The organism is Nocardia vaccinii NBRC 15922 (assembly GCF_001613305.1).
Classification (GTDB): Bacteria; Actinomycetota; Actinomycetes; order Mycobacteriales; family Mycobacteriaceae; genus Nocardia; species Nocardia vaccinii.
This window is the reverse complement of sequence record NZ_BDCC01000005.1, coordinates 197,270-211,731: the sequence shown is the minus strand read 5'-3', so window position 1 is coordinate 211,731 and position 14,462 is coordinate 197,270. Positions and strand designations below refer to the sequence as shown.

Sequence of the window (14,462 nt, the reverse complement as noted above, 5' to 3'; positions counted from 1 at the left end):
GGCGGATGGATTCCGAGGTGTTCCGCGACGAGTGGACGGCGCTCGCACGATGAGGGGGGTACTGGTCACGGGTGCGTCCCGAGGCATCGGCCGGGCCATCGCCACGACGTTCGCCGAGGGCGGCGATCGGGTGGCGGTGCAGTACGCCGTCCGGCGCGCGGACGCCGAGGAGACGTTGCGGCAACTGCCCGGCAGTGGGCACACGCTGATCGAGGGTGATCTCGGCGAACCCGGCACCGGCGAACGGATCGTGGCCGAGGCCGTGGCGGCGCTCGGCGGCATCGACGTCCTGATCAACAATGCCGCCGTCGCACCGGCGGACAGCACCCGTCATCCGGTCGCCGATGTCCCGCTGCACACCTGGCAGCAGATCTGGCGACGCATGCTGGACGTCAACGTGCTGGGCTCGGCCGAGGTGACCTGGGCGGTGGCCCGGCACCTGATCGGCCGCGGCGTCGGCGGGAGCATCGTGAACATCGGATCGCGCGGCGCGTTCTGCGGTGAACCCGAATTTCCCGCCTATGGAGCGAGCAAGGCCGCCCTGCACGCGTTCGGACAGTCGATGGCCCTCGCGCTGGCGCCGCACGACATCGTCGTGACATCGGTGGCCCCGGGCTTCGTCGCCACCGAACGCCAGACCGCCAAACTCGCCGGCCCCGACGGCGATCGGATCCGCGGCCAGAGCCCGTTCGGCCGGGTCGGCACTCCGGAGGAGATCGCCGCGGCCGTCCGCTTTCTCGCGTCGCCGGCCGCGGCCTGGGCCTCGGGCACCATCGTCGACCTCAACGGCGCATCGTATCTACGCAGCTGAAAGGCCACCCATGTCTCCCGTCGCCCTGGCCGTGCGCCATCTCGCTTTCGAGGATCTCGGGCTGCTCGATCCCCTGCTGCGCGATCGGGGCTACGCCGTGCGCTATCTGGATGTCGCGACCGAAGGCATCGACGCCGAGGCGGTGATCGACGCCGATCTGCTGGTCGTGCTCGGCGGCCCGGTCGGCGTCAATGACATCGATCGCTATCCGGTCCTGAACGACGAACTCACCGCACTGCGGGCCCGGCTGAGTACGCGCGGACCCACGATCGGGATCTGTCTGGGCGCACAACTGCTCGCCCGCGTGCTCGGGGCCGCGGTCGTCCCGGGGGCGACCACGGAGATCGGCTACGCCCCGCTCGACCTCAGCCCCGACGGGCTGAACTCGCCCCTGCGCCACCTCGCCGGAATTCCCGTCCTGCACTGGCACAACGACTGTCTGGAACTGCCCGACGGCGCCCGTAACCTCGCGGCCACCGCGCAGTGCCCGAATCAGGCGTTCGTCGTCGAGAATCACGTCCTCGGACTCCAATTCCACCTGGAGACCGATCACCGCGACATCGAACACTGGCTCTGGGGCCACGCCGGGGCGCTCGCCGCCGCGGATATCGATCCGCGCATTCTGCGGCGTGATGCGGCGGCGATCGGCCCGGAGCTGGGCCGGCGCGCCGACGACGTGGTCACGCAGTGGCTGGACGAGGCCGGATGCTGATGCGGCACGGTTGTTCCCACTGAGATCCGGGACCGATCGCCGGGTCGGGGTGTGGCGCGGCGCGGCGCGCCTCGGGTGTTCTCGACGCCGCCGATGGGGTCGCGGGTTCTCCGGTCAGTAAGCTGCGTGGCTGTGGTTTCGCCGAAGTCCGAGGATGTAGCAGTGCCGGTCCCGTTATCGCCAGGGGATCGGCGCACGAGACTGCTTGCATCGGCGGCAATCACGCTGGGGCGGGTGTCGGATGTGCTGACCCCGCTCGGTGAGATGTTCGCCGCGCACGGACATCAGCTGTACCTGGTTGGCGGCAGTGTGCGCGATGCGGTGCTCGGGCGGCTGGGCACCGATCTGGACTTCACCACCGACGCACGGCCGGAGACCGTGCAGCAGATCGTGCGCGGGTGGGTCGACAACCTCTGGGACACGGGCGGTTTGGCGTTCGGCACGGTCAGCGCGGCCAAATCGGGATGGCAGCTGGAAATCACCACGTTCCGCAGCGACAGCTACGACCGGATCTCGCGCAATCCCGAGGTGACCTTCGGCGACACTCTCGAAGGCGATCTCGTCCGCCGCGATTTCACCGTGAACGCGATGGCCGTGCGGGTCGGCGCGGACGGTGGACTCGAATTCGTAGACCCGCTCGACGGTATGTCCGCGCTGCTGGCCGGTGTGCTCGATACCCCTGCCGCACCGGAGGATTCGTTCAACGACGATCCGCTGCGGATGTTGCGCGGCGCGCGTTTCGTCTCCCAGCTGGGCTTCGAACTCGCGCCGCGGGTGCGCATCGCGACCGCGATGATGGCCGACGAGATCGGCCGGATCACCGCGGAGCGGGTGCGCGCCGAACTGGACAAGCTGATCGCCGGGGAACATCCGACCGAGGGCATCGACATCATGTGCGAGACCGGGCTGGCCGAGCGGGTCCTGCCCGAGGTGCCCGCGATGAAACTCGAGATCGACGAGCACCACCAGCACAAGGACGTCTACCAGCATTCGCTGACGGTGCTGCGCCAGGCGATCGATCAGGAGCAGGGTGATCCGGACCTGGTGCTGCGCTGGGCGGCGCTGCTGCACGACGTCGGCAAACCGCCCACCAAGCGTAATGAGGCGGGCGGCGGGGTGAGCTTCCACCATCATGAGGTGGTCGGCGCGAAAATGGTGCGAAAGCGTATGCGCGCCTTGAAATATCCGAAGCAGTTCACCGAGGACGTGGCCCGTCTGGTCTATCTGCACCTGCGTTTCCACGGCTACGGCAAGGGGCAGTGGACCGATTCGGCGGTGCGCCGCTACGTCACCGACGGCGGCGACCTGCTGCCCCGCCTGCACAAACTGGTCCGCGCGGACTGCACCACCCGCAATAAGCGCCGCGCCGCCGCACTGCGCGCCACCTACGACGATCTCGAGGCGCGCATCGAACGGCTGCAGCAGCAGGAGGATCTGGCGCGGGTGCGCCCCGACCTGGACGGCAACGCCATCATGGAGTTGCTCGGTCTCGAACCGGGACCGCAGGTCGGCCGGGCGTGGCGGTATCTGAAGGAACTGCGCCTGGACCGCGGCCCGATGACGCGCGAGGAGGCCGAGACCGCGCTGCGGGAGTGGTGGAACGCGGGCGGACAGTAGGGCCCTGGAAGACGCCGCCTGGAAGACGCCGCCTAGAAGATGATCAGCGTCGTCCCCGCGACGATGGCCGAACGCATCTGCGCCAGATCGAACGATCCGGTGATCTCGGGCACGTCCACGTGGAATCGCACCAGCTCACCATCGCGTTCGGCACTGCGCACCGCGAGCTGCTTCGGCAGGTCGGTCAGCGGGATCGGGGTCACCGTGAACGCTCGCCGCGGAAACCGCACACCCATCCAACTGGCCCGCCGCACCCGCACGGTGAGCAGGTCGTTCGTCACCGACGCGTCCACCAGCGCCTGAATCCGCAGCCGCCGGTGCCGGGCGGTGATCAGTCCATCGGCGGCCACACCCAGCTTCCAGTCGAGTTGCCAGGTGTTCAGCCAGCCGATCAGCGCGGTGGTGGTGATGGTGCCGGTGATGTCTAGTTGGGTGCTGCGCACCTTCGTCGGCACGCCCGGAATCAGCCGCACACCGTGCGCGACGACGGTCATCCGCTCGATCGGATGACCGTTCCAGCGCAGGTCGCTGAGCGCGGCCCGGGTCTCGAAGTGCGCGCCGCGGCGGCGGGCCTCGAGGGTTTCCAGGGTGGCGGTCATATCGCTGCCGAGCAAAGCCGCGCTGATCACCTGACCGCCGAACCGGCTCAGGATTCCCTCACTGAGCAGCGTCATCAGCACATCGGGCAATAGCGCGGTGACCGCGCCGGAGCCCAGATCCGCGACCGGGTCGAGCCAGGCGGTGGTGAAGAAACTCCACTGATCCAACCAGCCCGGGTCCAGCAGGCGCCTGCCGAGGCCGACGGCACGCAACGGCGACCAGGATCTCGGATCGAAATAGGTGGCCATGATTGCTATGAGCGTACTGGCCGCCGGTGACATCCGGTGCTCCCAGTTGTTCACACCGACCGAGTTCGGCGCGAATGAATCCGTAGATTCGGATGATCGGCCTTGTTTTCACCGAATCTGCGGAACTATTCTTCAATGATGCCCGATCTGCGGATTCGTGACGCCGCCGAACTGCTCGGTGTCAGCGACGACACCGTGCGCCGGTGGATCGATACCGGTGCACTCGACGCGCACAAGGACGTGTCCGGACGCCTGGTGATCGACGGCGGGGATCTCGCGGCATGGGCGGTCGCCCAGGCGCGGCCGCCGCAGGTGACGCTGGGCGGGGCCAGCTCGGCTCGCAACCGGTTTCCCGGATTGGTCACCGCTGTGGTGGCCGACGGGGTGATGGCACAGGTGGAAATGCAATGTGGGCCGTTCACGGTGGTATCCCTGATGAGCAGCGAGTCGGTGCGAAGGTTGGGGCTGGAACCCGGCAGCATCGCGGTGGCCAGCGTGAAGGCGACCACAGTGGTGGTCGAAACGCCATGAGCCGTGCGCGTCGTGCGGGGGCGGTGATCACGGCCGCGGCATTGGGTGCGGCGCTGGCGGCCTGTGGTTCGAGCGATTCGGGCGGTTCGACGACCACGCTGACCGTGTTCGCCGCGGCCTCGCTCAATCGGGTGTTCGCCGAGCTGGGCGAGAAGTTCGAGTCCGAACACCCGAATACCAAGGTCAGCTTCTCCTTCGCCGGTTCCTCGGATCTGGCCGCGCAGCTGAACCAGGGCGCACCCGCGGACGTATTCGCTGCCGCGGATACCGCGAACATGCGGAAGGTGCTCGAGACCAAGCGGATCACCGCGACGCCGCGGAATTTCGCGACCAATGTGCTGACCATCGTCACTCCGCCCGGCAATCCGAAACATGTTGCCAGGCTGGCGGATCTGGCCGCACCCGATATGAAGGTCGTGGTCTGCGCGCCGCAGGTGCCGTGCGGTTCGGCGGCCGAGAAGGTCGAGGCGGCCTCGCACGTCACGCTGTCCCCGGTCAGCGAGGAATCCGACGTCACCGACGTGCTGTCCAAGGTCACCTCGGGTGATGCCGACGCCGGACTGGTCTACGTGACCGACGCGGCCGGCGCGGGAAACAAGGTCACCACCGTCTCCTTCCCGGAATCATCGGGCGCGGTCAACACCTATCCCATTGCCGCGGTTGCCGATTCGAAGCACGCCGATCTGGCCGAACAGTTCGACGAGCTGGTGACCGGTCCCGATGGGCGCGCTGCCCTGGCGAAGGCCGGATTCGGCGCGCCGTGACCGCAGGCGGGCCGCGTGATTCGACGGTGGGCAAGAGCTCGGCCTCCTGCTTGCGAGACAGATTGCGCGAGCCGGGAACCACGCGGGTGGTAGTGCCGTGAACGGGAAAGATTCGGTGGACATTGCCGAACCTGTTCGCGCCTACCTCGGCGGTACCGGTGCACGACGGGGCTGCCGCGTGAGCGTGGGGCCGGACGCGTGCGGGCGGTGTATCCGGTCGTGCTGTTCCGGATCTGTGCGAATGGTGTCGACGCGACCGGGGGTGATGTGGTGAACGCGGGCGAGCCGGTGTCGTCGAGTGGCGGTTCGGAAAATCGAGCTGTCGCCGGCGCGACCAGGCGCGGTCTGCGGGCGCTGCTGCGAGGGCCGGGGCCCGGGGTGCCGCGGTGGCTGTTGCTTCCGGCGCTGGTGGGGTTCGCGTTCGTCATCGGGCCCTTGCTGGCGTTGACGAAGGCGGTGGAATGGTCGCATTTCGGGGAGTTGGTGACCTCGGCGGCGTCACGGGACGCGTTGTGGCTGAGTCTGAGGACGGCGTTGGCCAGTACCGTGGTGTGCGTGGTGCTGGGGGTGCCGATGGCGGTGCTGCTGGCCCGGGTGCGGTGGCGGATTCTGCCGGTGTTGCGGGCGATGGTGTTGTTGCCCTTGGTGTTACCGCCGGTCGTGGGCGGTCTGTCGCTGCTGTATCTGTTCGGGCGGTACGGACTGCTGGGCAAGCGGCTCGAGGCCATGGGCATCGAGATCGCCTTCAGCACAACGGCTGTGGTGCTCGCACAGTCCTTCGTGGCGCTGCCGTTCCTGGTGATCACGCTCGAGGGAGCGATGCGCACGTCCGGTGAGCGCTATGAGCGGATCGCGGCCACCCTCGGCGCCGCGCCGACGACCGTGTGGCGGCGAATCACGGTGCCGCTGTTGCGGCCCGCCCTGATCTCCGGTTCGGTCCTGGCCTTCGCCCGCGCGCTGGGCGAATTCGGCGCGACCCTCACCTTCGCGGGCAGCCTGCAGGGCCGCACCCGCACCCTCCCCCTGGAGATCTACCTCCAGCGCGAGAACGATCCCGGCGCCGCGGTGGCACTGTCGCTGCTCCTGGTGGTGATGGCCGTGCTCATCGTGCTGGTCGCCTACCGCCGCGTCGGCATCCCGGAAGGCCGCGAATGGGCAGCGGGCCTGTGGCGTTGGGGCGGGCGAGCCGCGGTCGCGCGAGGTGGTGTGCGGTGAACGCCTCTGTGGTGAGCGACACGGCCGGGCTGGAGGTCTCTGTGCGGCTGGCGCAGCGGGGGGTTGATGTGGAGCTGGCAGTGGCGCCGGGTGAGGTGCTGGCCGTGCTGGGGCCCAACGGAGCCGGGAAGTCGACGTTGCTGGAAATCGTTGCGGGGCTGGTGCGGCCCGATGCGGGACATGTTCGGCTGGGTGGGCGGACGCTGACCGATATCGTTGCGGGCGTGGCGGTTCCGGCGCATCGGCGGCAGGTGTCGTTGCTGGCCCAGGATGCGCTGTTGTTCCCGCATCTGACGGCAGCGGCGAACGTCGCGTTCGGGCCGCGCAGCCGGGGAATGCGTTCGCGGGCCGCGGCGGCCGTGGCGCGGGAGTGGTTGCGGGCGGTCGATGCGATCGAATTCGCCGGGCGGCGGCCCGGGCAATTGTCCGGCGGGCAGGCGCAGCGGGTGGCGCTGGCGCGGGCACTGGCCGTGGAACCGCGGGTGGTGTTGCTGGACGAGCCGATGGCCGCACTCGACGTGTCCGCCGCACCCGCGATGCGCACCCTGTTGCGACGTGTACTGCGCGATGCCGAAATATCCTCCCGGCGTGCCGGTCCCGCGCCCAGCGCACTACTGGTCACCCACGATATCGTCGACGCGCTGACGCTCGCCGACCGCGTCGCGGTCGTCGAATCGGGGCATATCGTCGAACAGGGTCCGGCCGCCGAGGTGCTCTCCAGGCCGCGCAGCGCCTTCGCCGCACGGATCGCGGGCGTGAACCTGATGATCGGTACCGCGGAAGCGCGTGCATCCGAACGGGATTCGGGAACCGGGAGGGTGCGCTGCGCTGCGGACGCGATCCAGGGACGCGCCGAATCACCGTGGACGCCGGGCGGTCGGGCCGCGGCCGTATTCTCCCCCGCCGCGGTCGCGGTCTACCGGGGACGCCCGGAAGGCAGCCCGCGCAACGTTTTCCGCGTCCGCGTCGCCGAACTCACCGACCGCGGCGGCGTCGTCCGGGTACACGCCGCGGATCGCGCCGACGGCCCCGGAATGATCGCGGACCTGACGCCCGCCGCGGTCGCCGAACTCGCCCTGGTTCCCGGTGAAGAGGTGTACTTCACCGTGAAAGCCGGTGAGGTGCAGGTCTATTCATGCTGATCCGGCTGATTCAGCGTCGCGTGCATGAGGTACACGTTGTAGCTGTTCCAGGCCGATATCGTGAAGTACAGATCCTTCCCCGTCGACCACGGGTGGATGAAACCGCCGTAGGCCGTGGGGTAGTCGTTGGTGTCCACCAGCGGCACGTCATCGGTCCAGGTCCCCTGTGGCTCCCGCGCGGTGCGCAGCACGATGGCGCGCCGCAGCGAATCGAGGTACACCATCTGCCACTGACCACTGGAATCGTCGTAGCGCACGGACAATTCGCCCGCGATGCCCGGCACCAGCGGTGTGGCGAGATTTTCCTGCGACGGGGCCCAGGTCCCGTTCACCCAGTACTGATACGCGGATTTGTTGAGCACCTCGGATTTCGGCACGCGCGCCAGTCCGATGACGCCGATGCGCCCGTTGGGCGTACCGAACATGTAGACGTAGTCACCGTGCGGCACCATCGTCGCGACCTGGAACCGGCCCATGCCGAACACGTTGTTCCACTTGGCGTACTGATCCTTCACCCAGGTCTTGCCATCGTCGTCGGAGTAGGCCAGCCCGCCGTCGTTGGTCCACCACATGCCGGGGATCTTGCTCCAGTGGTTCACCGACATGTAGCTCATGTACTGCCGGTTGCCCAGGGCGAAGCCGGAGGTCGGGATGACGGTGGTCTCGAAGTTGACGATCTTGCGGCTGTCCAGCAGTTCCGCGGCGTGGCAGCGGCTGTCCTGGATCATGGTGTCGATCTTCAGCCCCTGGGACAGATCGTGATTACTGCTGTAGCCCAGCACATTACTGCGCCAGTCCTGATCGTCCCCGCCGGCTCCGCCGCCGGTCCAGCCCTTGCCGAAGCTGTCGCCGAAGACGACCGCGATCTGTCCGGGCTTGTCCTCCCACATGATGCCCAGATCGGTGCCGTCGACCTGCCAGCGCATATCGGTGCGGTTGGCCGAGCCGTGACCGGTCACCTGATCGACCAGATCCACCGAGCGCACCGTGCGCGGTGCGGGCGGTGCGGCGACCGGGCCGGGCTGGGCCGGATGCACCACCGTCGGCGGCGGCTTCTCCGGAGACGGTGTGGGGCCGCCCGGCACCGGAATCGGAATCGGCTCGATATCCGGCTTGATCCGGATATTCGGCAGGTTGAACTGGCCCGATCCGGTTCCGGACCCGGTGCCCGATCCCGTGGCCGACCCGGAATTGGCCGGCGGCGCGGGTTCTTCGGGCTTGGTGGTCATGGGCAGTACCGGCTTCGGCGGCGGTGTATCGCGAACGTCCGGACACGGATTGCGGCACGGATCGATCGGCAGCGGCGCGGGAGTGATCCGGGTGTTGTTCGGCGGCGGGCCGGGCACCGGCACCGGCGTGATCTTCGGTACCGGTACCGGAATATCGATGGTGGGCGGCAGCAGCGGTCTGGGTTCGGCATGCGGATCGGGCTCGCGCGCTCGCGGATCGTAACCGGTTTCCCCACAGGTGTTCTGGGGCGGCGGCTGCCAGGGCAGAGGTGCGGACCAGGCCGGGGCGGGTACTACCAGCGAACCGGTCAGCAGCACGCCGAACAGCGCGGATTTCGCCAGCAAGCCCACGGCCTCTCTCGGTTCTGTTCCGGGCACGGGCCGTGCCGCCATGACATCGCACGGCGAAATACTCGCCGAGTGGAGCCGGGCACAGCGCGTTAAATTTAGCGGACCGGATCAGCCCGGCGCGGATCGAATCGCCCGACGTCGGGAAATCGGGTCCGATTCGCCGGGAATCCACCGGGCAGCCCCGCTGCTACCGCGATCCGAAGGGATCGGCGCGACCGCGACGAGCGGGTCCGGCCATGATCGCCGCGACCGCGACGATTCCCACCGCGTAGCAGGCGGACCCGGCCAGCACCACACCGATCGAACGCCCGTCGGCCGGGACGACCAGCGCCGCCGCGGCGAGCGCCAGCACGAAGCTGATGTTGAATACCGTGTCCTGCAGGGCGAACACCTGGCCGCGCCAGGAGTCATCGATATCGATCTGCATGGTGGCGTCGCCGGTCAGCTTGACCGTCTGGCCGGCCAGGCCGAGCAGGAACGCACCGGCCAGCAGCAGCCGGTGTGCGGCGTCGGTATTCGCGCCGTGTGTCACGGTGATCGGTGTGACCAGGGCTGTTTGCACGACCAGTGCGGTGAGCAGACCGACGAGGACGGTCCGCGGCCGCCCGAGCCGGGGAATCACCAACGGCGCGAGGACCGCGGCGAGCAGCATTCCGGCGGCGGTGGCCGCGATCGCCACGCCGAATCCGACCAGGCCGCCGCTGAGCGAACTGCTCTCGTTCGCCGAGCGCCGCAGGACCAGGACCATGAGCAGGGTGTCCGCGCCGAACACGATCCGGTGCACGCCGATGCCGATCATCGCGATGGTGCAGTGCGCGGATTCCCACACCGCTCGCGCACCCGTTCGCAGTCCGGTCAGGATGGCCCGCACCGAACTTTCCGGCCGATCCGCGTCCTGCTCGTCGTCACCGGGGCCCAGCACATGCGGTGCGAAGCCGGCGGCACACACCGCGCCGATCACCGATCCGGAGGCACTGGCCGCCACCGCGACCGCCCCGGCCAGGTTGCCCGCACCGATCGCCCCGATGATCGCCACCGCCGCCGCGGCGCCGGCCGCCGCGCATCCGGAGGCCACCGTGGCCAGCACCGAATTCGTCGGCACCAGCCAGCGCGGTTCGAGCACCCGCGGCAGCGCCGCCGAGACGCCCGCCAGTACGAATCGGCTCACGCCCACCACCGCCAGCGCGAGCAGCAGCAGCGGCGTCTCGGCGATACCCGTCGCCAGGCCCACGCTCGCCACACCGATCAGCAAGGCGCGCAACACATTGGCCGCGAGCAGCACCACCCGCCGGTCCCAGCGGTCCAGCAGTGCGCCGGCGTACGGTCCGATCACCGAATACGGCAGCAGCAGCACCGCGAATCCGGCCGCGATGGCCGGTGGATCGGTCTGCCGTTCCGGATTGAACAGGATCGCGCCCGATAGCGCGGCCTGGAACATGCCGTCCCCGAACTGCCCGGCGAAACGCACCGCCGACAATCGCCGCACCCCCGCGCCCGACCGCCAGAGCAGTCGCAACAGATCCCGCCGCGTCGCCGGTCGACCCGGTGCGGCCGGAACGTCATCGGGGCAAGGGTCGGCCACCTCGTGAGGTTAGCCGATCGCGACACCGCGGCAGATATTCCGGGTGGACGATGCGAGAGCAGGTATTTGCCACATGGTAGCTGATACAGTGCGTGCCGGTGTGATCGCCGCATCCACCGGGCGGATGCGGGCAATGTTGTGGCACGCTGGAACTGTCTTTTCGATGCCCGGCCCGAGAGGAGGACCACGGTGTCCACACTCACGACCCCCCACATCGATGTCCACCGCGGCGGCGACCGCATGAAAACCCGTGTGGCATGGCTGGATTCGAAGCATTCGTTCTCCTTCGGCGAGCATTACGATCCGGAGAACACCCACCACGGCCTGCTGTTGGTCAACAACGAGGACGTGGTGCGTCCCGGGGAGGGTTTCGACACCCATCCGCATCGGGATATGGAGATCGTGACGTGGGTGCTGCGCGGCTCACTGGTCCACCAGGATTCGCTCGGCCACAGCGGCATCATCTATCCCGGCCTGGCCCAGCGGATGAGCGCGGGCACCGGGATCCTGCACTCGGAGAAGAACGATTCCTGGCATCTGCCCCCCGAGCAGGGCGGGACGGCCGAGCACACCGAACCGGTGCATTTCGTGCAGATGTGGGTGGTACCCGACGAGCCGAATCTCGACCCGGGCTACCAGCAGCTCGAGATCGATACCGAGTTGGCCGCCGGCGGCCTGGTGACGGTCGCCTCGGGACTGCCGCGTTATCGCGATCGCACCGCCATCAAGATCAACAGCAGTCATTCGGCCCTGCATGTCGCGCGGCTCGGGCTGCCCGGTCAGCCGAGCACGGTGGAGCTGCCCGAGGCGCCCTATCTGCATCTGTTCATCGCCCAGGGCGAGGTCGATATGGCCGGTATCGGCACCCTGTACGCGGGCGATGCCGTCCGTCTGACCCGCAGCGGCGGCCAGCGCATCACCGCGAATCGGCCCGCCGAGATCCTGGTCTGGGAAATGCACGCACGCCTGGGCGGACAGTAACGAGAGGACAGTCATGACGGAGTACCCCCCGCCAGGTCGATATCCGTCGTCGAGCCAGGGCGGTTATCCCCCGCCACCGCCGAGCGACTATCCGGCTCCGCCCGGTGAACCGTACCGGCCGCAGCGACAGGGCCGCGGTCTGGCGATCACCGCACTGGTCCTGGGCATTCTGGCGATTCTGAGTTGCCCGACGGTACTGGGCGGCGTGCTGTTCGGATTGCTGGGCCTGACCTTCGGCATCATCGCGGTGGTCAAGGCTCGCCGGGGCACCGCGGCGGGCGGCGTCCTCGCGTGGTTCGGCCTGGCCCTGGCCGCCCTGGGGCTGATCGCCGGAATCGTGATCGGCGTGGTGGCGGGTAACTGGGTCGCGGATCACGGTGGCCGCAGCTATATGGAATGCACGAAGCAGGCCAATGGCGACAAGGCAAAGATCCAGCAGTGCGCCGACCAATTCCGCTCCAGCCTCGAGAACACCCCCACCCCCGCTCGCTGAGCCGGGACATCCGGCGGCAGCGGCGATTCCGCCACGGGCGGTCCGCCGGATGATCCGGAGCACAGCTCCGGCGTTCGACCAGGCCCGGGGTGTTCGGCCGCACCGGCTACGCGGCCTCGACGCGCGATGTCAGCGCGGCGGGCAGCGGCGTTCGCGGCGACGCCCGGCGCGCGTCGGCATACTGGACAGCGTGACTGCTGATCTGACGAGTACCTCCGGCCTGGATCTGACCTATCGCGACGCCGCCGTGCGGGTGCAGGACGACCTGTTCTCGCACGTCAACGGGCAATGGCTGGACACGTACGAGATTCCGGCGGACCGCGCGGTCGACGGCGCCTTCCGCACGCTCTACGACCAGGCCGAGCGGGATGTGCGCGAGATCATCCAGACCGCGGCGGCCTCGGATGCCGCGGCCGGGAGCGATGAGCGCAAGATCGGTGACCTCTACACCAGCTTCCTGGACGAGGCCGCGGTAGAGGCCGCCGGACTGACCCCGATCGCCGAGGAATTGGCGGCGGTGGCCGCCGTCACCGACCGCGCCGAATTCGCCGCGCTGCTGGGCCGGTTGCAGCGGGTCGGCATCGGCGGGGCGCTCGTGTTCTACGTCGACACCGACGACAAGAACTCCCAGCGCTATCTGGTGCACACCAGCCAGGCCGGGATCGGCCTGCCCGACGAGTCGTACTACCGCGGCGACGAGTACGCGGAGATCCGCGCGAAGTACGTCGAGCACATCGGCCGGATGTTCGCCCTGGCCGGGCTGGACTTCGATGCGCAACGGGTGTTCGATCTGGAAACCAAGCTGGCCGCGGGGCATTGGGATGTGGTGCGTCGTCGCGATGCCGAATTGAGTTACAACCTCACCACTTTCGCGGATCTGACCGCGCGGCATCCGGAATTCGACTGGGTGGCATGGACGTCCGGCCTGGCCGAGGGCGTTTCCGCCTCGGGTCCGGAGCTGTTCGCCGAGGTCGTGGTGCGGCAGCCGGATTACGTGCGCACCTTCGCCGACCTGTGGGCATCGGAATCGCTGGCCGACTGGCAGGCGTGGGCGAGCTGGCGGGTATTGCGCGGGCGCGCACCGTATCTGACCGCCGCGATCGTCGAGGAGTCGTTCGACTTCAACGGTCGCACCCTCACCGGCACCCAGGAGAATCGTGAGCGCTGGAAGCGCGGCGTTTCGCTGGTCGAGGATCTGCTCGGCGAGGTGGTCGGCAAACTGTATGTGGCCCAGCACTTCCCGCCCGAGGCCAAGGCGCGCATGCAGGTCCTGGTGGCGAATCTGCAGGAGGCGTACCGCCGCAATATCGCCGAGTTGGAGTGGATGGGTCCCGACACTCGCAAAGCCGCGCTGGCCAAGCTGGACAAATTCACCCCGAAGATCGGCTATCCGGACCGCTGGCGTGACTACTCCGCCGTCGTCGTCGACCCGGCCGATCTGGTCGGCAACTACCGTCGCGGTTACGCCGCCGAACACGACCGCGACCTGAACAAACTCGGCGGCCCGGTCGATCGCGACGAGTGGTTCATGACCCCGCAGACGGTCAACGCCTACTACAACCCGGGCATGAACGAGATCGTCTTCCCCGCGGCGATCCTGCAGCCGCCGTTCTTCGATATGAACGCCGACGACGCGGCCAACTACGGCGGTATCGGCGCGGTGATCGGTCACGAGATCGGCCACGGATTCGACGATCAGGGCAGCAAATTCGACGGCGACGGCAATATGGTCGACTGGTGGACCGATGCGGACCGCGCCGAATTCGGGAAGCGCACCCGTGCGCTGATCGATCAGTACAACGAATTCACGCCCAAGGGCCTGGCGGAGAACCACAAGGTCAACGGCGAATTCACGATCGGCGAGAATATCGGCGACCTCGGCGGGCTCTCGATCGCGCTGGAGGCATACCGCATCGCACTGGGTGATGCGCAGGCTCCCGTCATCGATGGGCTCACCGGTCTGCAGCGGGTGTTCTTCGGGTGGGCGCAGGTCTGGCGCACCAAGGCGCGCGAGGAGGAGGCCATCCGCCGCCTGGCCGTCGATCCGCACTCACCGGCGGAGTTCCGCTGCAACGGTGTGGTCCGCAATCTCGACACCTTCCACGAGGCGTTCGACCTGGTGTCGGGTGATGCCCTGTATCTGGAACCCGCTGAGCGCGTTCGGATCTGGTAGTTCCCGCGCCGCC

General features: G+C 68.4%; 13 protein-coding genes. 10 read left to right on the top strand and 3 right to left on the bottom strand.

Annotation, left to right across the window (positions count from 1 at the left end; all coding sequences use genetic code 11):
* Positions 1-49: 49 nt before the first annotated feature.
* From NV1_RS01925 to NV1_RS01915, 3 genes are all read left to right on the top strand, one after another.
* Complete coding sequence (locus NV1_RS01925; RefSeq protein WP_067885083.1) at positions 50-811, top strand: SDR family NAD(P)-dependent oxidoreductase; 762 nt, start codon at positions 50-52, stop codon at positions 809-811.
* A gap of 10 nt (positions 812-821) precedes the next feature.
* Positions 822-1,523, top strand: coding sequence for a glutamine amidotransferase (locus NV1_RS01920; RefSeq protein ID WP_067884763.1), 702 nt, complete (start codon positions 822-824; stop codon positions 1,521-1,523).
* Between the two features lie 162 nt (positions 1,524-1,685).
* Positions 1,686-3,140 (top strand): CCA tRNA nucleotidyltransferase, encoded by a 1,455-nt coding sequence (locus NV1_RS01915; RefSeq protein WP_067884761.1) that lies wholly within the window; start codon positions 1,686-1,688, stop codon positions 3,138-3,140.
* A gap of 32 nt (positions 3,141-3,172) precedes the next feature.
* On the opposite strand, the gene NV1_RS01910 is transcribed toward NV1_RS01915, so the two are convergent.
* A complete protein-coding gene (locus NV1_RS01910; RefSeq protein WP_067885081.1) occupies positions 3,173-3,988 on the bottom strand; it encodes a hypothetical protein in 816 nt (271 codons plus the stop codon).
* Positions 3,989-4,126: 138 nt separating this feature from the next.
* Between NV1_RS01910 and NV1_RS01905 the strand changes: the two genes are divergently transcribed.
* The 4 genes from NV1_RS01905 (at position 4,127) to NV1_RS01890 (ending at position 7,640) form a co-directional block, all read left to right on the top strand.
* Positions 4,127-4,519: a TOBE domain-containing protein gene (locus tag NV1_RS01905; protein WP_067885079.1), complete on the top strand. Its 393-nt coding sequence runs from the start codon at positions 4,127-4,129 to the stop codon at positions 4,517-4,519.
* Positions 4,516-5,283 (top strand): molybdate ABC transporter substrate-binding protein, encoded by a 768-nt coding sequence (gene modA, locus NV1_RS01900; RefSeq protein WP_067884759.1) that lies wholly within the window; start codon positions 4,516-4,518, stop codon positions 5,281-5,283. Before NV1_RS01905 ends, modA begins: the two co-directional genes overlap by 4 nt.
* A gap of 354 nt (positions 5,284-5,637) precedes the next feature.
* Entirely contained in the window at positions 5,638-6,498 is an 861-nt protein-coding gene (locus NV1_RS01895) for an ABC transporter permease (protein ID WP_067885077.1), read from the top strand.
* The gene (locus tag NV1_RS01890) at positions 6,495-7,640 is read left to right on the top strand and encodes a sulfate/molybdate ABC transporter ATP-binding protein (protein ID WP_245713508.1); all 1,146 of its coding nucleotides are present in this window, start codon (positions 6,495-6,497) and stop codon (positions 7,638-7,640) included. The genes NV1_RS01895 and NV1_RS01890 overlap by 4 nt, the downstream gene beginning before the upstream one ends.
* On the opposite strand, the gene NV1_RS01885 is transcribed toward NV1_RS01890, so the two are convergent.
* Both NV1_RS01885 and NV1_RS01880 read right to left on the bottom strand, forming a co-directional pair.
* Positions 7,628-9,262 (bottom strand): glycoside hydrolase family 183 protein, encoded by a 1,635-nt coding sequence (locus NV1_RS01885; RefSeq protein WP_084524974.1) that lies wholly within the window; start codon positions 9,260-9,262, stop codon positions 7,628-7,630. The genes NV1_RS01890 and NV1_RS01885 overlap by 13 nt on opposite strands.
* A gap of 145 nt (positions 9,263-9,407) precedes the next feature.
* Positions 9,408-10,802: an MFS transporter gene (locus NV1_RS01880; RefSeq protein WP_067884757.1), complete on the bottom strand. Its 1,395-nt coding sequence runs from the start codon at positions 10,800-10,802 to the stop codon at positions 9,408-9,410.
* A gap of 189 nt (positions 10,803-10,991) precedes the next feature.
* Between NV1_RS01880 and NV1_RS01875 the strand changes: the two genes are divergently transcribed.
* The 3 genes from NV1_RS01875 to NV1_RS01865 all read left to right on the top strand — a co-directional run bounded on the left by NV1_RS01875 (position 10,992) and on the right by NV1_RS01865 (position 14,449).
* Positions 10,992-11,783 (top strand): pirin family protein, encoded by a 792-nt coding sequence (locus NV1_RS01875; RefSeq protein ID WP_157116411.1) that lies wholly within the window; start codon positions 10,992-10,994, stop codon positions 11,781-11,783.
* 13 nt (positions 11,784-11,796) lie between these two features.
* Positions 11,797-12,276: a DUF4190 domain-containing protein gene (locus NV1_RS01870; RefSeq protein WP_067884755.1), complete on the top strand. Its 480-nt coding sequence runs from the start codon at positions 11,797-11,799 to the stop codon at positions 12,274-12,276.
* A gap of 190 nt (positions 12,277-12,466) precedes the next feature.
* Positions 12,467-14,449, top strand: coding sequence for a M13 family metallopeptidase (locus NV1_RS01865; RefSeq protein WP_281181771.1), 1,983 nt, complete (start codon positions 12,467-12,469; stop codon positions 14,447-14,449).
* The last annotated feature ends 13 nt before the right edge of the window (positions 14,450-14,462 follow it).